The following is a 26,600-nucleotide window of genomic DNA, read 5'->3' on the forward strand; positions in this document are numbered from 1 at the left end:
ATCCTTCTCTATTTATTAATAGAATGAAGACTCCAGTAGTTCCCATTATAAGCTAAATGATGGTTTGTTTCCAAGAAGATCTTTGTTTGTTTTTTGCTTGGAAAGAGACGAGATGTTAACACATCGTGTCCATGGTTTAAAAAAATTTCAACGACAGAAGCATCCATAAAAATATGCAGGTTCAGCGGGGTATTTTTTGGAATTTGGACGGTTCTGGAAGTTCCGTATTGCTGTGCAAAAGGGATACCCGCATGGCTGCGGTCCAGGACCAATGTTCCATCAGCAAAGTTGAAAATAAGATTTAACGCTTGATGCCCGTCCGAAGCCAATTGTAATTTACCTTCCCCGTTCCCTTTCAGAATGATTTCCAATTCATAAGCTGTCTCATTTTGATTCAATATCAGCTGGGTCTGTTCTGTTAAGACCCCGTCCAATTCAATTTTCCTTCCGCGAAGGCTCTCTGTTTCTTTTACAGGAAATTGATAAAGATGGCCGTCCTGTATTTTCAATTCTTTGATTAAACTCAAGCAATGCGCCCAACCGTACTGATCTGTCGGATAATCGATTTCAGGAAGGCCGATCCAGCTGACTGCAAGTGTGCGCCCGTCCGGTGCGTTAAAGGCCTGCGTAGCGTAAATATCGAATCCTTCATCCAAATTATGCAGGAGATATTTAGATTCAAAACGGTTTTTCTCAGGGTCGAACGTATCCCCAATTAAGTAAGTGTTGGGATAAATATTTTGATAGTGTAAAATATTTTGGTCGAGGCCTTGCGGGCAGAATATAAGGACCGGCTTTTGATCCACCCATACGATATTCGGGCATTCAATCATATATCCCAAATTCTTTAACGGGAATTCAAGCGGTCCGTTGAATTCCCAGTTTTTCAGGTCTTTGGATTGGTAAACCAAGATATTCCCCTCTTTTTGTTTCGTCTGGGCACCGATCAAAGCATAGTAAGAATTATGATAACGGATAATTTGCGGATCCCTGAAATGGTCCGTGTAATTTTCTGGCTGTTTTGCAATTAATGGAGTTTTTAATTTGGAAATCCGACCTTTTTTATCCATCCACGCTCCAAGCTGGTAAGGGAATCTGTTCCAGTTTTTATCTCGGACGTTTCCTGTATACATGATAAATAAACGGTCTTCAACCGGGATTGCAGATCCGGAGTAGCAGCCGTGACTGTCATACTCTGTATCCGGCAATATGGCCAGCCCCTTCCCTTTCCAATGGATAAGATCTTTTGAACTAAGATGATACCAGCATTTTAAACCATGGACAGGCCCCATCGGATAATTTTGATAAAATAGATGCCATTCATCATTAAAAAAAGAAAATCCGTTTGGATCATTCAACAATCCGCTTTCAGGTTGAATATGGTAATGCAGCCGCCACGGAGAATTTTCTATTTGAAGAAGTAAATGCTTTTTTTCTTCCTCAGACCACTCATTTAGATTTTTATAACGTAATGCTCGATTCCATTCCATATATATAAAACCTCCCCAAATTCAAGGAAAGCGTTCTCCTGGATTTAATGTACTGTAAACAAAGTGATGTGTCAATCGTATAACATACAAAATATCTTAAATGATGGTAAAACATAAAAAAATAATAAAAAATATGATAAACGATTGACATATAATAAAAAGATAGTATATTAGTATGTGAAACGGTTACAAAAATATGAAAGGGTGTACACGATGAACCATGCAAAGGTTGCAAAAGACGTGTTAAACGCTTTAAATGGCAAAGATAATATAAAAGCTGCAGCCCACTGCGCGACAAGGCTGCGCTTAGTTATCAATGATGAATCAAAAATAGACCAAAAAGCATTGGATGCGCATCCGGATGTAAAAGGTACATTTAAAACAAACGGCCAGTACCAAATTATTATAGGACCGGGGGATGTCGATAAAGTTTATGCTGAGTTGATCAAATTAACCGGCCTTCCGGATATGACAACGGAGGATGTGAAAAAAACTTCGAATGAAAAACAGGGAAATGTATTATTAAGATTAATCAAGGTATTATCTGATATTTTTGTTCCAATTATTCCTGCACTTGTTGCCGGCGGTTTGCTGATGGCTTTAAACAATGTATTGACAGCGGAACACCTATTCACAAAGAAGGCAATAGTGGAATTGTACCCGGGACTGAAAGATATAGCGTCATTTATCAATACCATGTCGGCTGCCCCATTTACTTTCTTGCCGGTTTTAATCGGATATTCCGCAACCAAACGGTTTGGTGGGAATCCGTATTTAGGAGCTGCTATGGGGATGATCATGGTATCTCCTGCATTGACAAGCGGGTATGATGTTGTTAGCGCAAAAGCATCAGGGGAGTTGGCTTATTGGCACATTTTTGGATTAAAAGTCGCGCAGGCCGGTTACCAAGGCTCTGTCTTGCCGGTATTGGTAGTTTCATGGATTTTAGCTAAATTAGAGAAATTTTTCCATAAATATATTTCAAATGCATTTGATTTTACGTTCACACCGATGCTTGCCATTATCATTACAGGATTTCTAACGTTTACATTTGTTGGGCCTGTTATGCGTGATGTGAGTGATGGGTTAACCAATGGAATTATGTGGTTATATAATGCAACAGGCGCGGTTGGAACTGCAATCTTTGGACTGTTTTATTCACCGATTGTCATTACCGGTCTGCATCAAAGTTTTCCTGCAATTGAAACCACACTTTTGGCTGATATTGCAAAAACCGGCGGATCGTTTGTATTCCCAATCGCCTCTATGGCTAATATTGCGCAAGGTGCTGCTTGTCTTGCCGTATTCTTTATTACAAAAAGTAAAAAACAAAAAAGCTTATCTTCTTCAGCAAGTATTTCAGCTCTTTTGGGGATTACAGAACCGGCTATTTTCGGGATTAACTTGAAATTAAGGTATCCGTTCTTTTGTGCAATGGTTGCTTCCGGTATTGCTTCTATATTTATTGGCATGTTCCATGTGTTATCAGTTTCAATGGGACCTGCAAGTGTAATTGGTTTTATTTGCATTCGCTCACAATCTATCTTGCCTTTTGTCATGAGTGGCGCAATAAGTTTTGTTATCGCCTTCACAACAACGCAAATATATGGAAGACGGGCGGCGGCAAAGGAACAAAATACGATTACGAATGAACGGGTATCTGGAAAAGAACAAATAGGAGAAACGGCTGCTTCGGCTACGGCCCCTGCTGGTAATAGCATCATTTTTGCCCCGGTTGAAGGTGAAACAATTAGCTTAAAAAATGTGAAGGATAAATTATTTTCATCTGAATTAATGGGTAAAGGGGCAGCCATCATGCCGAAAAACGGCGATGTCTATGCTCCTTGTGACGGAATTTTGACCACGGTATTTGATACACATCATGCATACGGCATTAAAACGGAAGATGGAGCAGAAATTTTAATTCACATTGGTATTGACACGGTTAATCTGAAAGGCGAATATTTTACAAGTTACGTAGAAAAAGGTCAGACGGTAAACCAAGGCGACAAACTATGCAGTTTTGATCTGGAGAAAATTAAAGAACTTGGTTATGATCCAACCGTGATCACCGTCGTGACCAACACAGCAGATTATGCGGCTGTTGAAGAATTTAATCATGATAAGGTAAAACAGGGGAGCCAGTTCATCACTTTAACACCGAAAGCTACTCTTTAATTTAAAACGTTTGATAAGGGGGATCGAAATGCTACTTGGGGCAATTGAAACCGGGGGTACGAAATTTGTTGCCGCCGTAGGAAATGAACATGGCGAAGTAATAGAAGAAATTACAATACCAACAACCACGCCTGATGAAACTATGCCAAAAATTTTGCAATTTTTAAATCAATATAAAATAGAGGGGATTGGTGTAGGATCATTCGGACCGATCGATGTGAACCGTCAGTCTCCCACATACGGCTTTATTACAACTACACCTAAACTATCGTGGCGCCATTATAACTTTGTAGGAGCACTGAAGGAAAAATTTTCCGTTCCGGTTGCATGGACAACAGATGTAAATGTTGCAGGATACGGTGAATATAAATTAGGGAATGCTAAAGGAACCGAAAGCTGTCTTTATCTTACGATTGGAACAGGGATCGGCGGGGGGTTTATCCAAAGTGGCAAAATATTAAATGCATACGGCCATCCGGAAATGGGGCATCTTTTAGTGAAGCGCCATCCTGATGACCAATTTGAAGGGATGTGCCTGTATCATCATGATTGCTTGGAAGGCCTGGCATCCGGACCTGCCGTGGAAAAGCGCTGGGGAAAGAAAGGGGTTGAGCTTTCAACCAATCCAAAAGTTTGGGAACTGGAGGCTTATTATATTGCCCAGGCACTTGTCAGTTATACACTTGTGCTCCGGCCGGAAAGAATTATTTTAGGCGGCGGTATCATGAATCAGAAGCAGATTTTCCAATTCATCCGGCAGCAATTTAAGGAAATGCTGAATGGTTATGTGGATGTTCCAGATGTAGAAAAGTATATTCAGCCTGTGGGTTTACAAAATAAAGCTGGAATTATCGGCGGTTTATTGCTTGCAAAAGAGGAAGCGTCAAAAACGAATTTTGTCCTTTAAAGTGGAAAGGTGCGGCAGATGATGGGAAAAGACTGGTGGAAAAAAAGTGTTGTATATCAAATTTATCCTAAAAGTTTTATGGACAGCAATGGCGATGGGATTGGGGACTTAAACGGCATTATTCAAAAATTGCCGTATATAAAAAAATTGGGGGTGGATGTGATTTGGCTCTGCCCGGTTTATGAATCTCCCCAAATTGATAATGGCTATGACATCAGTGACTATTATCAGATCTCCGAATTATACGGCTCCATGTCAGATATGGAAAATTTGATTGAAGAAAGCAGTGCGCTCGGAATCAAGATTATCATGGACTTAGTTGTCAACCATACTTCTGACCAGCATCGATGGTTTCAAGAAGCAAGAAAATCCAAAAATAGCCCTTATCGTGATTACTATATTTGGAGAGATCATCCGAACGAATTACAATCCAATTTTGGCGGTTCTGCATGGACCTTCGATGAAACGACAAAGCAGTATTACCTGCATCTCTTTAGCAAGGAACAGCCGGATTTGAATTGGGAAAATCCGAAGATGCGTCAAGAAATATGGAAAATGATGAATTTTTGGCTGGATAAGGGAATTAGCGGCTTTCGCATGGATGTGATTGATTTATTGGGGAAAGTTCCTGATCAAATGATAAAAGAAAATGGTCCTCATCTGCATGAGTATTTACAGGAAATGCATCAAGCTACCTTTGGTACAAGAAATACAATGACAGTAGGTGAGACTTGGGGAGCCACAGTGGATAATGCGCATCTTTTTACAGATGAATCCCGATGCGAGTTGAATATGGTGTTTCAATTTGAACATATGCAGCTCGATAAGCAGCCGGGTATGCATAAATGGGATTTAAAAGAACTGAATTTAATCGATTTAAAAGATGTTTTGTCGAAATGGCAGGATACTTTTGCTGAAGACGGATGGAACAGTTTATTCTGGAACAATCATGATTTACCTAGAATTGTCTCGCGATGGGGGGACGACAAGGTGTATCGTAAATTGTCGGCAAAAATGCTGGCTACTTTGCTTCATGGCATGAAAGGAACTCCTTTTATTTATCAGGGTGAGGAAATCGGTATGACAAATGCATATTTTGATTCCATTCACGATTATCCTGATATTGAAACACAGAATATGTATAAAGAAAGAATCAGCAAAGGGTATCCTGAAAAAGACATCATGGCTTCCGTCCAGAAGAAGGCAAGGGATAATGCGAGAACCCCGATGCAGTGGGAAGCAAGCAAACATGCAGGTTTTACGCAAGGAGAGCCATGGATGAAAATTAATCCAAATTATAAAGAAATAAACGTAGAAAAAGATTTAAAAGATACTGAATCGGTCTTTTATCATTACCAAAAACTCATACGCCTAAGAAAAGAAAACAATCTTTTTATTGAGGGAACTTATCAACTGATTGACCGTGATCATCCGAATGTTTACGCTTATAAGCGTGTGCTCGGCCGCCAAGCACTGTTGGTTGTTTGTAATTTTTACAGCAAACCGGCCTTGTTTGAGTATCAGCAGAAAGCGCCGCTTGAAATTCAAATTTTGCTAAGTAATTATAAAGATTCATCTAAGAATATTAATCATCTCCAGTTAAGGCCGTTTGAAGCAGTGATTTATCAGTTGAAAGAATAAATATTAGTTGAGCAAATGCAGTTTGGGCATTTGCTTTTTGTTTGGAAATTTTTATATCAAAGTTTGGGAAGCAGTGTTTTCGTCTCCGGCTGCTTTGCTTTTGCGTGCAGCTGGATCGGCATTTTCTGCTACGTCGTGGCTATGAAACAAAATGAAGCCCCGTTCCCAAAATGGTTCCCGCTGCATCGATTTGGACCGGGCTTCTTGCCTTTTTCGGCGTCGCCGCACTAGATCAGTTATGTTACCGTTCCGCTTACAGCCGGGCCTGTTTTTTGTGGACGGTATGGCTTGCAGTGCTGCTTCTCTTCGGCTGTCTCCAATGAGTATAGTTCCTTTTTCCGTTGGCAAAGGAAAAACTGCATCTGCAAATGTAAGCGCTTTTCGTTTACGATAAAAGTGCAGCAAATATCGTAAACGAAAAGGACGGATTCACAATGAATGTACATAAAATAAAAGTTTCATGCGGCCAAATTAAATTTTTGAGCGACTTTTTCAAAGACTACGAGGATGAAAAAGTAGCCTGCACCATCGATGAACTGGGAAAAATCGATTTTACAATGTCCGTTAAAACGGATTTAAGCAAAACAGAGACAGCCGATTATCTGAAAAAGGTTTTCAAACAGACCAAAATGGGGAGCGCCCTTTATTTTTCCGTACAGGCAGTTTGATTTTTTGGTAGAAGAGGGGTGATGGAAAATGATTCATGAGAAATTAAAAGACTTTCCGAATACATTCCTGTGGGGAGCTGCGTCCGCGGCTTACCAGGTGGAAGGCGCCTGGAACGAGGACGGGAAAGGCTTGTCGAACTGGGACAAATTTGTACGCATTCCCGGCAAAACGTTTAAAGGTACAAACGGCGATGTCGCGGTTGACCATTATCACCGTTACAAAGAAGACGTAGCCTTGATGAAAGAAATGGGTCTGAAAGCTTACCGTTTTTCCGTTTCATGGCCGCGCGTGCTGCCAAATGGAAGGGGCGAAGTCAATGAGAAGGGAATCGCTTTTTACGACAATCTGATCAATGAACTGATTCATAACGGCATTGAACCGGTTTTGACGATTTACCATTGGGATTTACCGCAGGCTTTGCAGGATGAATACGGCGGCTGGGAATCGCGGCAAATTGTCGAAGATTTTGCCAACTACTGCACGATTCTCTTCAAAGAATTCGGGAACCGTGTGAAGTACTGGGTGACCTTAAACGAGCAGAACGTCTTCACTTCCCATGGCTACCAGCTCGCCAGCCATCCGCCGGGTGTAAAAGACGAAAAATTATTTTACCAGGCCAACCACCATGCGAATCTGGCCAATGCGCGGGCAATCCAGGAATTCCGTAAATATGTGCCGGACGGGAAAATTGGGCCGAGCTTCGCCTATTCGCCGGCGTATCCTTTCTCTTCGAAACCGGAAGATATTCTCGCTGCCGAAAACGCTGAAGAATTCCTTTCCCATTGGTGGATGGATGTGTATGCATGGGGGGAATATCCGAGAGCGGCCTGGCATTATCTTGAAGAAAAAGGGCTGGCGCCCGAGCTCCGGAAAGGTGATCTGGAATTGTTGAAATCCGCCAAGCCGGACTTTATGGGTGTGAACTACTACCGGACGACGACGTATGAAAAAAATGCGCTCGATGGGGCGACGATGGACGCACATTTCAATACAACCGGCAAAAAAGGGACCGCACAGGACAGGGGGATTCCGGGCTTGTTTAAAACTGTTAAAAATCCGAATCTTGAGGCGACCAACTGGGATTGGGAAATCGATCCAACCGGATTGCGCATCGGACTGAGGAGAATTACGGACCGTTACCGCATGCCTGTTTTAATTACTGAAAACGGCCTGGGTGAATACGACCATGTCGAAGAAAACGATGTAGTGAACGACCCGTACCGCATCGACTATATCCGCTCCCACATTAAAGCCATTCAGGAAGCCATCTCGGATGGTGTCGATGTACTCGGGTACTGCGTCTGGTCATTTACCGATCTGCTCAGTTGGCTGAACGGTTTCCAAAAACGGTACGGTTTCGTTTTTGTGAACCAGGATGAAGAAGGCGGCAAAGATTTGCGCAGAATCAAAAAGCAAAGTTTTTACTGGTATAAAGATGTGATTGCATCGAATGGAAAACAATTAGAGTAAACATACAGGCAGCATCCGGGGGGCGGGTGTTGCCTGTTTACATTTTTCCGAGACAATCGATTATTCTTTTCATTAAGCCGGCATCGTCAATAAAAGGATTGCGATTTCCCTGGATCCGGTAAATGGCCTGGTTGCGGTGGCGTTCATACAGGCCAGCCGGAAACGCTTCGTGCCATCTGGCCAAAAGCGGAACATCCACCTGCTTCAGCTTTGTTTTCGATATCGCTTTTGGATAGCGGAGCAGAAAATACGCAAATGCCCGTGCAATTGTGCCTTTTCCGTATTCCGGCTCGAACCTTTCCTCTATGGCCATGCCGCAATGGTTGAGCACCGGTTCATCTGCAGATTCAGGGTTATAAAAATCAAAATCACCGTACGGAAAATTCGAGCGCTTGGCATTGCAGGAAGGATGGCAGATGAATAAATGGTGCAAATCGCCCTTCATCGGTTCAGCTTGGTGGAACCATGACTGGGGCACAATATGTTCCGTGTTATATTTAAAAGAAGCATCGATTTTTTTGATCTGCTCGGTGGAAATCTCTTTTTCCTGCAAAAGCAGATAGTAATGCTCGCTTCTTTTTTTCTGGTATGGTGGTCTTCCCGGATCACCTTATGCGGATCGCGCACTTCCCCCGAATAAATATACCGTGCCGTCGGGATGCAGATCGACCCACGTATATAAATATTGGTTTTTACTGATGTGATAAGGAAGCTGGTTTTTATGCGTTTTCTGCATAAGGTCGTGGTACAGGTAAAAAAGCATCGGTCCCGCAGCCGGATGCTTTTCCACTTTCCGGTAATAGTGCTTCTGGTCCAGAAGATCTGCCTTTTCATCATAATAATGCGCCGCATCAAGCCGCATTTCTTCTGTATGCTGCGTTAAAATTTTTCTGAACCGTTCTGTTCCTTGTTCATATCGGTACTGATTCGTTCTGATTTTTTCCAGCAGCATATCCCGATTGCCTTTTGGGCGGTTCATTCCTCAACCACTTCCTGGTGTAATCATCAGAGGCCGGGGAAATCCGCCTCCCCGGCAAAGCCGTTCTATTATACTGTTATTAAAGGGATGTTTACAGCAACCCGATCCATTTCCAGTATGTCACGCTGAACAAAAGGATCAGTAAATATCCGATGACCGTCAACGGTAGGCCGGATTTTAAAAAGTCTTTTGCTGTAAAAGCGCCTGTCCCGTAGGCAAGCATGCTTTGCGGTGAGTTGACCGGCAGAAGGAACCCGATGCTGATGACAAATTGCTGGATAAGCACAAACCCGATCCGGTTATCTCCGAGATGGATCGTCGAAGTAAGCGCAATAAAAATCGGGATTAAGGCCGAAGACAGACTGGTTGCGCTTGCAAATCCGAGATGAATCAGAATATTGAACAATGAAACAAGGGCAATCGTTGCAATAATCGGCATGCTGTCCAGCCCCATTGAACCGAATACTTTATTGGAAAGCCACTGGGCGCCGTGTGTATCGAGCAGGACGGTTCCGAGTGAAATCCCAACAGCGAAAACAATGACAGTTCCCCAAGGAATCAGCCGTTCAACTGATTTCCAGTCAAACACGCCGATCTTTGGCGTCAGCAGGATGGCGATCGCTACAATCGTGACAGTCGTTGTATCAAACGGATGGAGCTTGCCTTCCATTGTCCAGAAAAATAACAACAGCAGGGAAATGATGATGAGACGAATTTCGGATGGTTTTAAATGCCCCAGTTCTTCCAACTGTTTTTGAATCAAATCTTTTCCCATTTCAATCGCTTCTATTTCCGGCTTGATTAAATGGGTCATGACAAAGAACAACAGAACGGACATGATGATGGCCCACGGAGCGGCATATAAAAACCAGGAACTCCATGTAATCGTCTTGCCGAACTCTTTTTCAATAAAACCAAGCGCAACCATGTTTTGGGCAGCGGCCGTTTTGATGCCAATATTCCAAATCGAAACCGCCTGAACGGATGTGATGACCAGAAGCGCTCCCAGCTTGCTGTTGTTCGGCAGCCCGAATGCGGCGACCATCCCCAATAAAATCGGCACGACGGCTCCGGCGCGGGCGGTGGCACTTGGCACAAAAAACGCAAGCACGATGGAGACGAGAATGGCTCCGAAAACAAGGCTGTTTGTTTTTGTACCAACCTTGGACAGAATCCACAAGGCAAGCCTTTTGTGGAGATTGGTTGCCTGTATGGCGGCTGCAAGGAATAAAGCTGCAGCAACCAATGCGACAGCCGAGCTGCTGAAACCGCTGAGCGCCATGGTAAGTGCATTGCTTGTCCCGGTCAGCTGGGAAGGATCGGATACGCTTGGCGCAAGACCGATCAAGAGTGCAATCAGCCCGATTATCATGGCGGCGCTCACCTGATAGGAAACAGCTTCCGTAACCCAAAGAATGAGTGCAAAAGCGAGAATGGCAAGCGCGCGCTGGCCGGCTACCGGCAAACCTTTTGTATGCGGGAGCAGCGTGATGATGATGAGCGCAGCAAAAGCAAGTGCAATCCAAATCCATTGTAAAGTTGTTTTTTTCGATTGAGCCGAATCATTCATGTTTATCACTCCTTTTTGTTAAAATGCCAGTCGCCGGCGGCTGCCGGCAAGAGGTAAGAGGTAATCCTTATTATTATTGTAGCAAAGTGATGTGGAAAAATTGTTAAAAATAAGGTACATTTGAAATCGCTGTCAGTTGAAACTTCTTTTTCCCATGATCGTAAATAAAAGGAGAAAGGGTGGTTGAAGTGGCGACATTATTAATTTTTTCGGCAATTTTTGCATTGATTGCGGTAGTATTGGTGTTTCCATTTTCAGAGAAAAAACTTAAAGAGGCAGGCAAGCAAAACAGCACGACAAAAGCGAAGACGTTTTTATCTTTATTTCTGCTTATTTGGGTGATCACTGCAATCTTTTTTTACATCACAAAAAGGGATATGAATGCATCGATCTATTGGCCGGCATTTCTTCTGGCAGCGCTGGGCGGCACAATGACCGCCCGGGGCAAAGAGCGGCTTGCGAAAGGGCTGGTCTTTCTTGCTGCCTTGGGATTCGCCGGGTATATGCTTACGGCGCCGATGTGGAATGCCGGGGAAAAATACGCCTCCTCCAAAATGGCGCAAAAAACGGAAATTGAGCCGTTTGATGAGCGTGAAACCCCGGCAAGTGTACCGCCGAAATTTGCGCGCAATAAAATGAAGAAATCTTTCGGGCAGGTTCCAAATGCGAGCTATTATCAGTTGGGAAACTTGCAAATCCAGAAAGTGAACGGCAAATACGTCTATATCGCGCCGGTTGAGTTTTCAGGGTTTTTTAAATGGCTCAAGGGAGGGGAAACGCCGGGGTATTTTGTGATGAGTGCAACCGATGCCTCTGACAATCCGAAGTTTATTAAACAAAGAATGGTGTATACGCCTTCTTCCTATCTCCAGAAAAACCTGGAACGCCATATCCGCCTGCAATACCCAAAAAAGATTTTTTACGGTGATCCGCAGGTGGAAGTGGATAATAACGGGAAGCCTTATTACATCCGGACATTCGGGCATTTTATTTCGGCCAGGAACGGATTTAAGGCGGACGGGATAGTGCTTATTGATCCGAAAACGGGCGCAATGAAGTCGTATTCGTTAAAAAATGCTCCGGCTTTTATTGACGGGGCTGTCTCTCCGGAAGCAGTCAGCCTGCAAAACAGTTACTTCGGAAAATACGTCCATGGCTATTGGAACAGCCTGTTCGGCAAGCGGGATGTCAAACTGCCGACGGATGAAGGCACAGAAGCGAATGTCAGCCCGATTTTTGATGATAAAGGCACGATGTATTATTTTACCGATTTTACGAGCCCGAAAAAAGACGTTGACTCAATGCTTGGTTATTCACTCACAAACGCGCGCACCGGAAAAGCTGTTTATTATACAGGTGACTTGCAAGAGTCCTATATGGATTCGCAAGGGAATCTGCAAATCGTTGAGAAAAAATTCATCGAGAAAAAATGGAAAGGCTCGATGCCGATCTTGTACAATTTTTACGGTGAAGCGAGCTGGCTGACGCCGGTTCTCGATTCAAACGGCTTTCTGCAGACGTACTTCATCGTCTCAGCGGCCAATCCGGAAATTTCCGTGAATGCGGCAACGCCGAACGCTGCACTGAAACTGTATAAAATTGCCCTCCAGCACGGCGGCAGCAGTGTCGACGGTTCGTCAAGAGCTGACACCAAAACGGTTTCCGGAAAGGTTCTCCGCGTTTACAAAGAGAAATCAGGCGATTATACCGATATCTCCTTCCTGCTCGACAATAAGCAGAACTTCACCGTTAGCTCGGATACTGTACCGCTTGCGATTTATTTAAAAGAAGGCGACCTTGTGAAGGTGACTTACTTGAATACCGGTGAAACGTTTTTGCCGGTGAAGGGGATGGAGATTAGGGGACTTGAATAATAATAAGATGAAAAAGGCCTTGTTGAGGCCTTTTTCTGCGATTAGAACCATATTACAGTATAATAAATAAAGAGGTTGGCAGAATTTACATATCCTTACCTTTGTTCATTTTTTCACATATGTGAGTGGAAGAATGCATTTTGGTGATGAAAATACGGGATTATAAGCAAAATCCGTTTATTGTCATTTGGGAAGTAACGAGGATGTGCCCACTCAACTGCCTGCACTGCCGGGCGGAGGCACAGCTGCACCCGTATCCGGGGGAGCTGACAACGGAAGAGGGGAAGAAACTGATTGACGAGATTTATTCGATGGATAATCCGTTATTTGTATTCTCGGGCGGAGATCCGTTGATGCGGGAGGATTTGTTTGAACTTACCGAATACGCGGTCCAAAAAGGCATGCGCGTGTCTTTAACGTCATCGGCAACCCCGCGCGTGACGGAAAAGGCAGTGCAGAAAACAAAAGAAATCGGAATCAGCCGATGGGCGGTGTCGCTTGACGGGTCCGACGCCGAAACGCATGATTATTTCCGTGGGATGCCCGGCATTTTTGACCGTACAATGAAAATGATCTCTTACTTGAATGAAGCAGGGATGAGCTTTCAGGTAAATACAACCGTAACAGAATACAATGTGGACAAGCTGCCGGAAATTGCCGATTTAGTGGGGAAATTCGGGGCTGCGGTCTGGACGCTTTTCTTTTTGGTGCCGACCGGGCGCGGCAAACATTGAAACCCATCAGCCCCGAACGCCATGATGAGGTGCTGCGCTGGGCATTCCGGCTCAAGGAGCGTGCGCCGTTCATCATTTCGACAACAGAAGCCCAGTTTTACCGCCGGATTGTATTTCAGGAAAACCAGCGCCGGAAAGCAGAAGGAAAAGAACCGATCGGAAGGCATTGTGATGATCTCGCCAGGGAGCCGCGGGAGACGAACGACGGGAACGGCTTTATTTTTATCAGCCATACGGGGGATGTATATCCATCAGGGTTTCTGCCGATTGACTGCGGCAATGTGAAGGAGACGCCGCTTCCCGAGATTTACCGGAATCATCCGGTCTTGAAATCACTGCGCGATCCGGATTTGACAAAAGGCAAATGCGGGGTGTGCGAATTCCGCTATATATGCGGCGGTTCGCGGGCGCGCGCCTATGCGGTCACAGGGGACTATAAGGCTTCTGAACCGTATTGTACATATATCCCGAAGAGCCTCCGGGATGAAATATAATTTTTAAAAAAGCCGGCCGCTTCTCTCCGAAAATGGCCGGCTTTTTTAAGACTATACGAAATTTTGCGTGTTGTGGTTCCTGCTGAACTGGTAAATTGCGAGCAGGAAAAACGCAAGCGCAAAGGCCAGTAAGATCAGATAGTTTAAATATAAGCTGCTAATCGGATGGCCAGTTTGCAACTGGTCAAGGGTTTCCAGCGTCCAGCGCTGGGGCAGAAAATCGGAAACTTTTTGCAGTGCTTTCGGCATGATTTCCACAGGCCAGAAGCAGCCGGCAAGCATGCAAGTCGGCACAATGATTAAGTTTTGCAGTGAATTGGCAGCACTCCGGTTGTTTGAAAATGACACAATCATTAATGAAATGCCGATCGAAATCCAGGCAAACAGGAACATAACTGCGAAAGCCTGCCAGATTGAAATATTCATGGAGATATGGAATACGTATTTCATGGCTACCAATGTCAAAGCGACTTGAACCGCCATAATGATCATGTTACAGATGACATTGGACAATACATACTTACCCGCGTTAATCGGCGAGGATAGCAACCTGAAATAAGTGCGGTTTTCTTTTTCCGCAAGAATCAGTTCAGATAAATTGCAGGCCGACATCAGCATAAACATGATTAAAAATCCCATTGTCTGGTACGACATATCATTGGACTTGGAAAGGTCCTGCAAATTGATTGTTTTGACCTTGTATGCGGACTTTTGGAATCCTTGATACATCGTTTGAAAGGCCTGTTCGTTTCCCGATGCGGCTTTGCTAATGGATGCGATATGATCAATGTATTGGTATAAATAAGATTGGATAAACTTTGTTACTTCCGCCCCCTTGATGGAAGTGATCCGGATATGAGCGGGATTTCCGCTCCGCACGCTATCGGAAAAGCCTTTTTCAAAAATAATCACACAGTCAAGCTTGCCATTTGCCAATTTTCTCCTCATTTTTGACTGCGGAATTTCGGTTAATTTGACATTGTCCAATCCATTCAGGAAATCGACTGTATCGGCAGTAATTTTACTATGGTCCCCATCCACGACCCCAACATGAAGGATATTCACGTTGTTCCCTCCGTAAGCAAGGAAGGCAATGAAAATGCCGATTAAAGGCAACCCTAAATAATAGAGGAAATTTCTTTTTTTACGAAAGGTCATACTTAATGTGTTACGGATAAGCCTCAAAACATCTTTCATTATAAACCCTCCCTTTTTTGCAGCGCTGTAATGGACACCAACAGAATAAGCAGAGCGGCGCCAATATTCGCGGCTGCCACCGGGACGGCGATCGATAAGTTATTATTATAAATGATTTTTGTAATGGCCTGGTTGATCCACGTTAATGGCGACAGGTCCATGATCGCCTGCAGCCATTTGCCCGGATTTTCAATTTTAAAATATGACCCGCCGAAAAAGGCTGCCAGTTGGATAATCAGAATAAGCAGCGACCGGGCGGCAGCAGTTGACTTGCTGAGCATGCTAATGCCGATTCCGATGTTGACAGAAAGAAGGATTTCCGTCAAAATCAAAAGGCATATAAGCCAGAGGTGTTCTCCCCAATTCGCTTTGTAAACCATCTTGCTCACAAGAATAACAAGGGCAATGCAAAGGGTATTTACGATAAGGCTGGCGAAAAGTTTTCCAATTAAAATGTCGCTTTTCCGGACCGGGGCAGCAATGAGCCTGTCAATCGTTTTCCGCGCCCGCTCTCCCTGGATTAATGTACTGGCCCCTAAAGAAGCGTACAAACAAATCATGGTGGTGATGACTGTCGCGTAATAGTCCATCGCACCAGGTTGTTTCTTTGGCAGAAGGGATTCGGTTCGAATATAATCGTCTTTTGGCTTCTCAAAGGCAATCCCTACTTTATCCGGAGCGGTTTTCATGATTTCTGCGGTAAGATTGTATCGATCGGCAAATGCAGCAAATAAGCCTTCCAAAATGCTTCCTTCTATACTGTTTCTTCCGTTCGTATACAGCCGGACTCCTTTATCATCTAAAACAGCGTAACCGTCCGCGTTGCCGAGTTTCACTTCTTTCATGCCGTCTGTATTTTTTCCGGCCTTTTCAAAATAGATCCCTGATTTTTCAGTGTATTTGCGGAATTCATTGAAATACGGTTTGGCATTTTCATTCAAATTGTTTTCGTACAACACATGAATATCACTGACAGAAACCGTCGTTTTAAAAGCATTGGAAAGGGCGGAACCGAGCACAAGTATTAAAACGAGCGGAAATGCAAGCATAAAAATCATGGTCCGCTTGTTGCGGAAGCCGCTGATGATTTCTTTTTTCATGATGTGCAGGACATTGAACAATGTTTTCTTCTCCTTTCTAATCCCTTAAATTACGGCCAGTTAAGGTTAAAAATACCGTTTCCAGGTTCGGCTCTTTTTCCTGCAGTGCCCTGATTTCGATATGGTGGCTGATCAAAAATTCGAGGATGAGATTTAAATTGTTGATGCTTGCATCGGACTGGATTTGGATCATGTTTTCATGGAAGGATGCCATTTCAACGCCCTTAATTTTCTTGATCTCCCCGAGATCAACCGGTTCCTTTGTTTTCACTTCAATCCAGACTTCTTTTTTGTCTGTAATGATCGATTTCAGCTGTTCCTTCGTGCCTTCTGCAATGATTTTCCCATGGTCAATGATCGCAATTCTTGTGCAGACTTCCTCAACTTCTTCCATGTAGTGGCTAGTATAAATGATTGTGCAGCCCATTTCGTTCAGTTTCCGCACTGAATCCAAAATGTAATTGCGCGACTGCGGATCAATGCCGACAGTCGGTTCATCCATAATGATTAATTTAGGCTGGTGGGCAATGGCGCAGGCGATATTAAGCCGCCTTTTCATCCCGCCGGAAAAATTTTTCGGATAATTTTTATGATGGTCCTGGAGGCCGACAAATGCCAAAGCTTCTTCTGTTTTTGCATTCAATTCATTGCCGCGCAATCCGTATAGCCCGGCAAAAAATTTGACGTTTTCAAAAGCGGTTAAATCTTCATAAATGGCAATGTCCTGAGGTACAATGCCAAGATTCATTTTCGTAAAGCGCCTGTTTTTCATAATGTTTTTGCCGAGAATTTCGATTGTTCCATCATTGCTTCTCAGCAGGCCGGCGATCATGTTAATGGTTGTGCTCTTCCCGGCGCCGTTTGCCCCGAGAAAGCCGAAAATTTCTCCTTCTTTTATTTGCAACGAAATATGGTCGACCGCGATAAAATCCCCGAATTTTTTAGTAAGCTCCCGGATCTCCAATACGCTCAATTTTGTTCTTCCTCCTTGGTTTAGGAGAGGTGCACGGCCGCTCCCTTTGTAACTTCAGTATAAAAAAAAGAACGATCCCGGATAAGTGGCATCGTTCATGACTTTTATATGAAAAAATTCATGTTTTACAGGTGAAGCCGTTCATGATTGGATCGGAAGGAGGGTGGTGACAGAAAAACCGTGCGACCCGTCGGTAATGACATGGCCCTCGAGCGATGCGGCCCGTTCTTCCATGCCGGAAATGCCGAGCCCTTTTTTGATTTTAACCGCGCCTTTGCCGTTGTCCCTCACTTCAGCCCTCACCATTTTATTCAATACTTGAATATCGACAGTAATCTGCGTGGCATCGGCGTATTTGCGCGCATTGGTCAGCGCTTCCTTCACATTTTCATGAATGATTTTCCATTGGACAGGGGTGATGATGTCCAAATTTCCATGATGCGTGATAATTGTTTCGATGTTATTCCCGGCGGAAAATTCACCCAAAGCAAGCTGAAGCCGGTGGATGCCGACCTGTTCCGTGGAAGGTTTCAAGCTTTTTAACGTCAGTCGGATGCTTTCAATACCTTCCTTTGTTATGTTAATTGCATTTTGCAGCAAGTTTTGTGCCTGCCGTGCATCTTTTTCCATCAGCCGTTTTGCCGCCTCCATCTGGATAAGCGCGCCGGTCATTGCGTGGCCGATATCGTCATGGATTTCCTGCGAGATGCGGTTCCGTTCTTCAAGCCGGTATGTATATTCGGACTGGCGGATGAATTCCCGGTTTTCATTCAAACTGCGCGTAAGCTTCTGGATTGAAGCGCGCGCCCAATCGAGTTGCTTTTCTTTTTTCTCCATCTGCCCTGTGTAGGTGCAGGCCAGGTCCCAAATGATCCAGCTAGCGGCTGCTGCGAAAACATACTGGCCGGCAATATCACTTTTTATGGAAAAAGCGGGAGCCAGAAGGATGGCTGCAGATATCCATTTTGACTGGATCCACACCTGCAGAAGCACCAAAATCGAAAGCGGCGCCAAGATAGCAAATAGCGGGTGGACATACACATATCCCGAAATGGAAATGAAAATGGAAAGGGCGGAAAAGGCAGCAGGCAACGCCGTTATTTTCCAAATATACATGGCGATATTTACACAAAAATACAGCAGCAGCAGGAACACGGGCTGCGCCATCGGCATATTTGCCTGTATGCATGTAAAAGCTATCCAACACATCAACGCAAGCTTCGTGCAGATCATCCGGATTTCCATCTTACTTCACTTTCCCCGTAAGGTAATAAACAGCGATCTGAGTGCGGTGCTCGAGTCCGGTTTTCCCGAATATCGAGGTGATGTAATTCGCGACCGTCCCTTCTGAAATAAACAAGGTTTTTGCAATTTCCTTATTGGAAAGGCCTTTTGCGATCAGGGACATGATTTCACGCTCTCTTTTGGTGAACAGTTTTGGATCGATTTTCGGTTCCGGCTCCCTGTCGCCCAAATTGGTTTTGATTTTATCGAGGATTACGTCCTGGAAAATACTGTTTCCGGCATAAACACTTTTGATCGCATCGCGGATTTTTTCGGGGTCATTGTTTTTCAGTAAATAGCCTTTTGCCCCGTATTTCAAAGCATCGACGATATATTCGTCATCGTCAAAGGTGGTCAGAATCACGGGTTTTGCGGATGTTTGCTCTGAAATGGCCTTTGTTGCTTCCACGCCGTTCATATCCGGCATCCGTACATCGAGCAGGGCAATATCAACAGCGTGATTTTTGCAATATGAAATAGCTTCCCTCCCGTTTTCCACTGTAACTACTACCTCAAAATCTTCGTAGGAAGATAAAATAATTTTTAAGCCTTCGCGTATAAAGGAATTATCATCTGCTATCAAAACTTTAATTTTGTCCATAATACCTGTCTTCCTCCCCGGCCCCGCTTATGTAGATACTCCCATTATATCTGAAATCCGGCTTGCATCATACGGGAAGTGCGGCAATTATCAAACATTGGAACAGAAAGAAAAAGAGGGGTATCATGTAAGTATGGAAATTTTTCGAATTTGCAACAAAGGGGTAGGTATACAAAATGAATTATATCGAACAGGGGACGCGGGAATTTCGACTGGCAAATCTTGCTTTGTTTGCGGGAGGATTTAACACGTTTGCCATTTTGTGGGGGATGCAGCCGCTGCTTCCCGATATCGCAAAAGAATTCCATCTTTCGCCGACCATGTCGAGCCTTAGCTTGTCATCGACAACCGTGGCGCTGGCAGTTAGCATGCTGATTGCCGGATCATTATCGGAAGTGTTCGGCCGGAAACCGGTCATGTCTTTTTCACTCATTGCTTCTTCAATCCTTTGCATATTGACGGCTTTTTCGCCAAACTACCATTTGCTCATTCTTTGCCGGGTGATGCAGGGGCTTGTGCTCGCCGGGCTTCCGGCTGTGGCAATGGCGTATTTGGGGGAGGAAATCTTGCCGACAAGTTTAGGTCTTGCGATGGGCATGTACATCAGCGGGAATTCAATCGGTGGGATGGCCGGGAGGATCATCTGCGGTGCATTGACCGACTTTTTCAATTGGCATGTTGCTTTGGCTGTAATCGGCGTGATCAGCCTGCTTGCAAGCCTCTTGTTTTGGTTTGTGCTGCCGCCTTCCACTCATTTTACGGCACGGAAGTTTGAAATCGGAAAATTAACCGGAAGCCTCGTCCGGCAGTTTGTAGAACCGGGTCTGATTTATCTCTTTCTGATCGGCTTTTTGTTAATGGGAAGCTTTGTGTCGCTTTATAATTACATCGGCTTCCAGTTGATTGCGCCGCCGTATTCGCTGAGTCAGACGCTTGTTGGATTTATTTTTATCGTCTATATTGTCGGCACGTTCAGCTCCACATGGATGGGGATGCTTGCCGACCGGCATGGGAAGAGGAAAATTTTGCAAGTTTCACTCTTGATCCTGCTTGCGGGGGCATGCATCACCCTCGTGCCGGAGTTGTGGCTGAAAATTATTGGCATTGCTGTGTTCACGTACGGGTTTTTTGCCGGCCATTCGATTGCAAGCGGATGGGTCGGGCAGCTGTCGTCCCATGATAAAGCACAGGCATCCGGATTGTATTTATTTTTTTATTATGTCGGCTCCAGCATTGGCGGGACGATCGGCGGCTTGTTTTACAGCCGGATGGGGTGGAACGGCGTTGTGCTAATGATTGCCGTGCTGATGGCATTGGCCATTGCATTTTCGATCCGGCTGGCGATGATTGCGAAGAAGAAAATGAACTATTCCGCCCGGCATGCTTCCAGTTAATTTCAACATAGGAGAAAACAATGTACCACCGCTTTTTCTCTTACTACCTGGCGCATATAAGCTTTTTATTACGATTTCAGCAGTATTGTAGTGGTTGCCCATTTTGAACTGGTGTTTCCGCTTGCCGTCCAGTGGTTGATCGACAGCCTGCTGCCGGTCGGGAAGTGGGCGAAGATTGTCGGCACTAGCATATCGCTTCTTCGTTTATATCTGCTCAGTAAATATTTGCAATATATTGTGACGTATTGGGGCATAAACTCGACATCAATATCAAATCGGTATGCGGAAAGAATTATTCGAGCATGTCCATAGGAAGACTTCTTCAGTAATGTGAAAACCGGCCATGTGATGAGCCGGATCATGCACAAATTTGTTGCAAGGACCAGCCGGTTTCATAAAGAAAACATAATAGGAAAGACTTGTATCATTGGTGGGGACATCATTGGCTGAAGTCAAGACATTTCCAGAAGTTTTTTATGGAGCGGCGTCATCAAGGCCAACCGGGCGGAAGGGGCCTAGAATGAAGACGGAAAAGGCATGCCAACAACTGATGTGGCCGTATACCGGAAAGATATTGGAAAAGATGAGTACGATAAGCACCATATGGTCACGGATGCGCAGATCTAAACGGCTATGCGGACGCAATCTGATCAAGATGATCCGAAAAGGCGGGGCATTGATTTTTACCACCGTTACCGCGAAGATATTGCCCTGTCCGGCGAGATGGACTTTAAGGTGCTGCGGCTTTCCATTGCCTGGACGCGGAGGCGTAACGGCTGAAAAAAACAGGGGTTTTTCGCGGTTGAAAAAATATAGTGAAACAAATTCTTGTAAGGAATTCTAACGACAAAATCCCACGATTGTTCGTATTTAATTGAATGATGGTAAAAAAATATAATAAAATGTTCGTGTTTTGGGTTGACTTCTCGTGCTTTTCCGGATACAATCAATCTTGTAAATTGAATAGAAATACCATCGTATAAATTCAGGGATATGGCCTGAACGTTTCTACCAAGCTGCCGTAAATAGCTTGACTACGAGGTAATGAGATAGATTAAGAGGGCAAAGTACAGAAAAATAACAATTTTTGCCCCTCCTCATTCCTTAAGTCTGGCGTTTCGGGCGTTTTACGTTCGGAACGTTTTTCTGTTATGGCGACAGAAACGGAAATTCCACAGGAGGGAAAGGGTAAGATGAAGAATTATTATGAATTTGAGAAGCTGGGGACGAGTTACCGCCAGGAATTTATCGGCGGCATGACGACCTTCCTGGCCATGGCGTATATTTTGGCTGTTAACCCGCTGACCTTGTCGCTTGCCAGCGTAAAAGGGCTTCCGGCTTCTATGCATATGGATCAGGGCGCAGTGTTTGTTGCAACGGCAATTGCTTCGGCAATCGGTTCTATCGTGATGGGGCTCCTTGGGAAATATCCGCTTGCACTTGCACCGGGCATGGGCTTAAACGCGTTTTTCGCCTATACAGTCGTTTTGGGCTACCACATTCCGTGGCAGCATGCTCTCGGCGCCGTATTGATTTCGGGCGTGTTCTTCTTCTTGTTGACACTGACAGGGATCCGTGAAAAATTGATCAACGCGATTCCGGTCCAGTTGAAACACGCTGTCGGCGCAGGGATCGGTTTATTCATTACTTTTATCGGCTTGAAAGATGCCGGCATTATTGTAAAAGATGATGCGACGTTTGTTGCGCTCGGAGATTTGTCAAAAGGGCCGACGCTTCTGGCAATCTTCGGCATTGTGATTACTGTTATTTTAATGACAAGGGGCATCAAAGCTGCCGTATTCTTAGGGATGATCATTACAGCTGTTGTCGGCATGATTTTTGGCTTAATCGATGTGCCGCACGCAATTGTGAGCTCTGTGCCAAGCATTAAGCCGACTTTTGGCGCGGTTTTCAGTTCATTTAATGATCCATCCTTCTGGTCGGCGCAAATGATTGGTGTGATCCTGACATTCTTCTTTGTCGATTTCTTTGATAATGCCGGGACACTCGTTGCAGTTGCCAGCCAGGCCGGCTTAATGAAAGACAATAAACTTCCGAATGCCGGAAGGGCCCTCGTTTCCGATTCAATTGCTACAATGGTCGGCTCCGTGCTCGGGACTTCGACGACAACTTCTTATATTGAATCTTCTTCAGGGGTTGCGGCAGGGGCAAGAACAGGATTTGCTTCATTGGTAACAGCGGGATTTTTCATCCTTTCGCTTTTCTTCTTCCCGCTTCTGTCGGTGGTGACTTCTTCAGTAACCGCGCCGGCTTTAATCATTGTCGGGGTTTTGATGGTATCGAATTTAAGGTTCGTTGAATGGGATAAATTTGAAATTGCTGTACCAGCTTTCCTTACATTAATTACAATGCCGCTGACTTACAGCATTGCAACTGGGATCGCCATAGGGTTCATCTTCTATCCGATTACGATGATTGTGAAGGGTAAAATAAAAGAAATCCATCCGATCATGTACTTCTTCTTTGTCGTCTTTTTGCTCTACTTCATTTTCTTAAAATAGTTTTATTTCAATTTTCTGCTTGCAGGCCGCACCTGCAGGCTTTTTTGTATTCTTGTTGCTGCAGGAGAGAAAAATTGAAAACGTACAGTATTTCAGTTACACTATTCGTATTGCATGGATTAGAGCCAAGGGGGATCGAAATGGAATCTTTTAAAGTAAAAAAAGTGTTAAACAACAATGTATTGATTGCCACTCACCCCCGATATGAAGAAACCGTGTTAATTGGCAAAGGCATCGGTTTTAACCGTAAAAAAGATGAAATCATTTCGCAGGAATCGGCAGAAAAAATGTTTGTGCTGAAAAATGAAAAGGAGCAGGAACAATATATCAAATTGATCCCTTCTATTGATAACAAAACGCTCGAAGTCATTATTTCAGCAATTGAAATGATCCGCAACCGGACCGATTCGCCTTTAAATGAACATATTCATGTTGCATTAACGGACCATATCGCTTTTGCCATTAACCGCATCCGGCAAGGGCTGGCTGTGAAAAATCCGTTTGTTGCCGAAACAAAAATCCTCTACCCGCGCGAATACGAAATTGCACGTGAAGTGGTGGATTATATTAATGAGGCAACGGACGTTTATTTGCCGGAAGGGGAAGTCGGGTTTATCGCGCTTCATATCCACAGTGCGGTAACGGATAAACAGCTTTCCGAATTGAGCAGGCATTCCCACCTGATTTCGCAGCTCATTTCAACCGTGGAACATGAATTTAAAATCACTTTAGACAAAGACAGCACAAATTATATGCGTCTTGTCCGCCATTTGCAGTATACGATTGACCGCGTGCTGACGGGGGAAAAAATGAATGAACCGGAGAAATTAAATTATTTCTTGCAACAGGAGTACCCGCGGTGTTATAATTTGTCGTGGAAATTGATTAAAATCATGCAGCAAACATTGAAAAAACCGGTGTATGATGCCGAGGCCGTCTACTTGACGATGCATCTGCAGCGGATACAGGCTAAGATGGAATAGTTTAAAACTTCATCATATTGTACGTGTTACTGATTCGATCAGGCATGAGTGAAAAAGATGACGGAAATGCATTTATGGGCATACTACCCGTAAATGTTTTCCTTTTTTCCTCATGCCTTTTTCTTTGTGTAAAAAAGTTTGCTGTGCTGGTCGATCTGTTTCCGGCAAAAATTTCTTAACTTAATAAGAGGAGGATTTACATGGCAAAGAAAGATTATGCGCAGCTTGCCCATGATATTGTCGCAAATGTCGGCGGGCCTGATAATGTTAAATCATTGGTGCACTGCGCGACCCGTTTGCGTTTCCGTTTAAAAGATGCAGGGCAAGCAAATAAAGAACTGCTTGAAGACCTGCCAAATGTACTGACGGCAGTAAACGCAGGCGGACAGTACCAGGTTGTCATCGGGGATGAAGTCGTTCCTGTCTATAACGCCATTATGGATGCTTACCATTTTACGGCTTCCGATGTCGGATCTGACAATGATGCGGCTGCGGAAGAAAGCGAAGAAAAAGGCAATATTTTTGACCGCTTTGTTGCAGTTCTTTCCGGTATTTTCACGCCGTTTATCTCTGTTCTTGCAGGTGCCGGCGTTTTAAAAGGTGTTGCAATCCTTTTGGCAAGCACGCATGTTGTTTCGACATCTTCAGTTTGGTACAGCATTCTGAACGCACTGGCAACAGGTGTGTTTACACTGCTTCCGATCTTTATTGCCATTACGGCTGCTGATAAATTCAATACAAACCGTTTTATTGCCGTTGCGCTTGCAGCAGCGATGATTTATCCGCTGACGGATAGCAGTATCCCGAAAATCGGCCATTTAGGCAGCTACGCCATCAATTTTAAACAGTACGGTGGTGCGGTCATTCCGACGATTTTGGCAATCTGGCTCATGAGCTATATTGAAAGATGGTTCAAAAAGCATCTTCCGGCCGTTGCCCAGCTCGTATTTGTGCCGTTCTTTACATTGCTTGTTGCCGGTGCTTTGACCTTTATCGTCATCGGACCTTTAGGCAACGCCATCGGTATGGGGCTTGCTTACGGCTATAAATACCTGTACAGCCTGAGCCCTGCCGTTGCCGGATTTATTTTGGCAGGCTTGTTCCAGGTATTTGTTGTCTTCGGACTGCACTGGGGAATTCTGCCGATTTCCTTGATCAACATTCAAAACTACGGTTATGACACATTGCTGGCCATGATGTTTGTTGCAGTATTCGGCCAGTTTGGTGCAGTGGCAGGCGCCATTTTTAAAGCAAAAAAATCCAAAAACAGGGAAATTGCTGTTTCAGCTGCCATCAGTAACTTTTTCGGAATTACTGAGCCGGCGATTTACGGCATTAACCTGAAATACAAAAAAGGTTTTATTTTCGGTTTGATCGCAAGCGCAATCGGTGGCGCCATTGCTGGCTTTGCCGGCGTAAAAGCCTTCCAATATTCACAGATTATGAACTTCTTTGAACTTCCGCTGTTTATCGGCAAAGGTTCAAGTGTTGTAATGGAAGCCATTGCGGTCATTGTCGCATGGGTGATCGCATTCCTGCTCGTGTTAATCTTTGGGTTTAATGAAGAAAATAATGAAACAATGTTTGCGAACTTATCAGTGGGCAAAAAGAGCCTGACTGAAAAGAAAACAGCTGCGCTGGAAAGCAAAATGGACAAAGAACGCCCGGAACTTCCAAAAGTGGATACAACCGGAATGGAACTGAAGGAAATCATCTACAATCCGGTAAAAGGCCGCGTCGTGCCGCTCACTTCCGTAAATGATCCGGTCTTCAGCTCCGAAGCGATGGGTAAGGGCGTCGGCGTTGTGCCGGAAGAAGGAAAAGTCGTGGCGCCGTTTGACGGGCAAGTATCTGTTGCCTTCCCGACAGACCATGCATTCGGCCTCCAATCCGATCAGGGTGCAGAAGTTTTGATCCACGTCGGAATCGACACCGTCAACTTGAATGGAGAACACTTTAATTCTAATGTCAAAGCCGGAGACCGCATCAAAAAAGGCGATGTGATCGGCACATTTGATTCGGAAAAAATCAAAGCAGCCGGTTATGACACCACAACGATGGTCATTGTCACGAATACGATGGCGTATGACGCGGTTGAACAAACGGCTTTGGGTGAAACTTATGCAGAAGAAGCTTTGTTGAACTTGTATAAAAAGCAAGAAGCGGTTGTTGAGGGTAAATAAAATTTAAGCAAACAGGCAAGAAGTTTAAAAGTGGTGAGATGCCATAAAAGGCAGAAGCTCACCGCTTTTCTGTTAGGTGAATGAATTTTTTGGCAGCTGTATTTTTTGCCGTACCCGGAAAAAATTTCACCGCTTTTTCAGATTGACGAAAAATATGAATGGTGATATTATGGTTAAGCTGGTTCGTGGGAAACGAAAAAACAATAAAAAAGTTGTTGACGCTGATTAGATGTTATGATATAATATTTAAGTCGCTGTTAAACGGGCGACGCAAGATTGATCCTTGAAAACTGAACAAAGCGAAACGTCAATTTTCTAACGAGCTTTTATCAAACATCTTTTATCGAGAGTTTGATC

Annotated in this window: 21 protein-coding genes, 2 pseudogenes and 1 riboswitch; of the genes and pseudogenes, 13 read left to right on the top strand and 10 right to left on the bottom strand. The window is 44.3% G+C overall.

The window, feature by feature from the left end; translation table 11 throughout:
- Nucleotides 1-8: 8 nt before the first annotated feature.
- Nucleotides 9-1,490 carry a sucrose-6-phosphate hydrolase gene (locus tag BpJC4_RS11280; RefSeq protein ID WP_151681015.1) on the bottom strand — a complete coding sequence of 494 codons (1,482 nt, stop codon included), beginning with the start codon at nucleotides 1,488-1,490 and terminating at the stop codon, nucleotides 9-11.
- A gap of 213 nt (nucleotides 1,491-1,703) precedes the next feature.
- On the opposite strand from BpJC4_RS11280, the pseudogene BpJC4_RS11285 reads away from it, so the two are divergent.
- The 6 genes and pseudogenes from BpJC4_RS11285 to BpJC4_RS11305 all read left to right on the top strand — a co-directional run.
- A pseudogene (locus tag BpJC4_RS11285) lies at nucleotides 1,704-3,122 on the top strand (sucrose-specific PTS transporter subunit IIBC); the annotation flags it as partial.
- A 90-nt stretch (nucleotides 3,123-3,212) separates the two neighbouring features.
- Nucleotides 3,213-3,668, top strand: a complete 456-nt coding sequence (locus BpJC4_RS16910) for a PTS sugar transporter subunit IIA (protein ID WP_269467550.1) — start codon at nucleotides 3,213-3,215, stop codon at nucleotides 3,666-3,668.
- A gap of 28 nt (nucleotides 3,669-3,696) precedes the next feature.
- Complete coding sequence (locus tag BpJC4_RS11290) at nucleotides 3,697-4,575, top strand: ROK family protein (protein WP_151697918.1); 879 nt, start codon at nucleotides 3,697-3,699, stop codon at nucleotides 4,573-4,575.
- 21 nt (nucleotides 4,576-4,596) lie between these two features.
- Complete coding sequence (locus BpJC4_RS11295; protein WP_151681018.1) at nucleotides 4,597-6,216, top strand: glycoside hydrolase family 13 protein; 1,620 nt, start codon at nucleotides 4,597-4,599, stop codon at nucleotides 6,214-6,216.
- Between the two features lie 434 nt (nucleotides 6,217-6,650).
- A complete protein-coding gene (locus tag BpJC4_RS11300; RefSeq protein WP_151681019.1) occupies nucleotides 6,651-6,884 on the top strand; it encodes a hypothetical protein in 234 nt (77 codons plus the stop codon).
- Between the two features lie 28 nt (nucleotides 6,885-6,912).
- Nucleotides 6,913-8,355: a glycoside hydrolase family 1 protein gene (locus BpJC4_RS11305; protein ID WP_151681020.1), complete on the top strand. Its 1,443-nt coding sequence runs from the start codon at nucleotides 6,913-6,915 to the stop codon at nucleotides 8,353-8,355.
- A gap of 37 nt (nucleotides 8,356-8,392) precedes the next feature.
- On the opposite strand, the gene BpJC4_RS16620 is transcribed toward BpJC4_RS11305, so the two are convergent.
- From BpJC4_RS16620 to BpJC4_RS11320, 3 genes are all read right to left on the bottom strand, one after another.
- Nucleotides 8,393-8,908 (bottom strand): endonuclease I family protein, encoded by a 516-nt coding sequence (locus BpJC4_RS16620; RefSeq protein ID WP_253693748.1) that lies wholly within the window; start codon nucleotides 8,906-8,908, stop codon nucleotides 8,393-8,395.
- Nucleotides 8,909-8,965: 57 nt separating this feature from the next.
- A complete protein-coding gene (locus tag BpJC4_RS16625; RefSeq protein WP_151681021.1) occupies nucleotides 8,966-9,334 on the bottom strand; it encodes a hypothetical protein in 369 nt (122 codons plus the stop codon).
- A 91-nt stretch (nucleotides 9,335-9,425) separates the two neighbouring features.
- Nucleotides 9,426-10,904, bottom strand: coding sequence for a DASS family sodium-coupled anion symporter (locus tag BpJC4_RS11320; protein WP_151697919.1), 1,479 nt, complete (start codon nucleotides 10,902-10,904; stop codon nucleotides 9,426-9,428).
- A 188-nt stretch (nucleotides 10,905-11,092) separates the two neighbouring features.
- Here BpJC4_RS11320 and BpJC4_RS11325 point away from each other — a divergent pair, with 188 nt between their 5' ends.
- Both BpJC4_RS11325 and BpJC4_RS11330 read left to right on the top strand, forming a co-directional pair.
- Nucleotides 11,093-12,778, top strand: coding sequence for an MFS transporter (locus BpJC4_RS11325; RefSeq protein ID WP_151697920.1), 1,686 nt, complete (start codon nucleotides 11,093-11,095; stop codon nucleotides 12,776-12,778).
- A gap of 152 nt (nucleotides 12,779-12,930) precedes the next feature.
- Nucleotides 12,931-14,006, top strand: a pseudogene (locus tag BpJC4_RS11330) (TIGR04053 family radical SAM/SPASM domain-containing protein).
- A gap of 51 nt (nucleotides 14,007-14,057) precedes the next feature.
- On the opposite strand, the gene BpJC4_RS11335 reads toward BpJC4_RS11330, so the two are convergent.
- The 5 genes from BpJC4_RS11335 to BpJC4_RS11355 form a co-directional block, all read right to left on the bottom strand.
- Nucleotides 14,058-15,203: an ABC transporter permease gene (locus tag BpJC4_RS11335; protein ID WP_151697921.1), complete on the bottom strand. Its 1,146-nt coding sequence runs from the start codon at nucleotides 15,201-15,203 to the stop codon at nucleotides 14,058-14,060.
- Nucleotides 15,203-16,324 (bottom strand): ABC transporter permease, encoded by a 1,122-nt coding sequence (locus tag BpJC4_RS11340; protein ID WP_151681025.1) that lies wholly within the window; start codon nucleotides 16,322-16,324, stop codon nucleotides 15,203-15,205. Before BpJC4_RS11340 ends, BpJC4_RS11335 begins: the two co-directional genes overlap by 1 nt.
- A 16-nt stretch (nucleotides 16,325-16,340) precedes the next feature.
- Nucleotides 16,341-17,276 carry an ABC transporter ATP-binding protein gene (locus BpJC4_RS11345; protein WP_151681026.1) on the bottom strand — a complete coding sequence of 312 codons (936 nt, stop codon included), beginning with the start codon at nucleotides 17,274-17,276 and terminating at the stop codon, nucleotides 16,341-16,343.
- 141 nt (nucleotides 17,277-17,417) lie between these two features.
- A complete protein-coding gene (locus BpJC4_RS11350) occupies nucleotides 17,418-18,521 on the bottom strand; it encodes a sensor histidine kinase (protein WP_151681027.1) in 1,104 nt (367 codons plus the stop codon).
- A gap of 1 nt (nucleotide 18,522) precedes the next feature.
- Nucleotides 18,523-19,161, bottom strand: coding sequence for a response regulator (locus BpJC4_RS11355; protein WP_151681028.1), 639 nt, complete (start codon nucleotides 19,159-19,161; stop codon nucleotides 18,523-18,525).
- Nucleotides 19,162-19,337: 176 nt separating this feature from the next.
- Between BpJC4_RS11355 and BpJC4_RS11360 the strand changes: the two genes are divergently transcribed.
- On the top strand, nucleotides 19,338-20,555 hold the full coding sequence (locus BpJC4_RS11360) for an MFS transporter (RefSeq protein ID WP_151681029.1): 1,218 nt from the start codon (nucleotides 19,338-19,340) through the stop codon (nucleotides 20,553-20,555).
- A gap of 68 nt (nucleotides 20,556-20,623) precedes the next feature.
- Here the strand turns inward: BpJC4_RS11360 and BpJC4_RS16840 are convergent, their stop codons facing one another.
- Nucleotides 20,624-20,746 carry a hypothetical protein gene (locus tag BpJC4_RS16840; RefSeq protein WP_259370069.1) on the bottom strand — a complete coding sequence of 41 codons (123 nt, stop codon included), beginning with the start codon at nucleotides 20,744-20,746 and terminating at the stop codon, nucleotides 20,624-20,626.
- A gap of 442 nt (nucleotides 20,747-21,188) precedes the next feature.
- Between BpJC4_RS16840 and BpJC4_RS11365 the strand changes: the two genes are divergently transcribed.
- The 4 genes from BpJC4_RS11365 to BpJC4_RS11380 all read left to right on the top strand — a co-directional run bounded on the left by BpJC4_RS11365 (nucleotide 21,189) and on the right by BpJC4_RS11380 (nucleotide 26,243).
- Nucleotides 21,189-21,335 carry a family 1 glycosylhydrolase gene (locus tag BpJC4_RS11365; protein ID WP_151681030.1) on the top strand — a complete coding sequence of 49 codons (147 nt, stop codon included), beginning with the start codon at nucleotides 21,189-21,191 and terminating at the stop codon, nucleotides 21,333-21,335.
- A 175-nt stretch (nucleotides 21,336-21,510) separates the two neighbouring features.
- Nucleotides 21,511-21,612: riboswitch (purine riboswitch) on the top strand.
- Between the two features lie 136 nt (nucleotides 21,613-21,748).
- Nucleotides 21,749-23,077 carry an NCS2 family permease gene (locus tag BpJC4_RS11370; protein WP_151681031.1) on the top strand — a complete coding sequence of 443 codons (1,329 nt, stop codon included), beginning with the start codon at nucleotides 21,749-21,751 and terminating at the stop codon, nucleotides 23,075-23,077.
- Between the two features lie 140 nt (nucleotides 23,078-23,217).
- Nucleotides 23,218-24,060, top strand: coding sequence for a glucose PTS transporter transcription antiterminator GlcT (gene glcT, locus BpJC4_RS11375; RefSeq protein ID WP_151681032.1), 843 nt, complete (start codon nucleotides 23,218-23,220; stop codon nucleotides 24,058-24,060).
- Nucleotides 24,061-24,260: 200 nt separating this feature from the next.
- The gene (locus BpJC4_RS11380) at nucleotides 24,261-26,243 is read left to right on the top strand and encodes a beta-glucoside-specific PTS transporter subunit IIABC (RefSeq protein ID WP_151697922.1); all 1,983 of its coding nucleotides are present in this window, start codon (nucleotides 24,261-24,263) and stop codon (nucleotides 26,241-26,243) included.
- Nucleotides 26,244-26,600: the final 357 nt, after the last annotated feature.

Origin of the sequence: Weizmannia acidilactici, from assembly GCF_008974185.1 — a bacterium.
GTDB classification, from domain to species: Bacteria; Bacillota; Bacilli; order Bacillales; family Bacillaceae_C; genus Weizmannia; species Weizmannia acidilactici.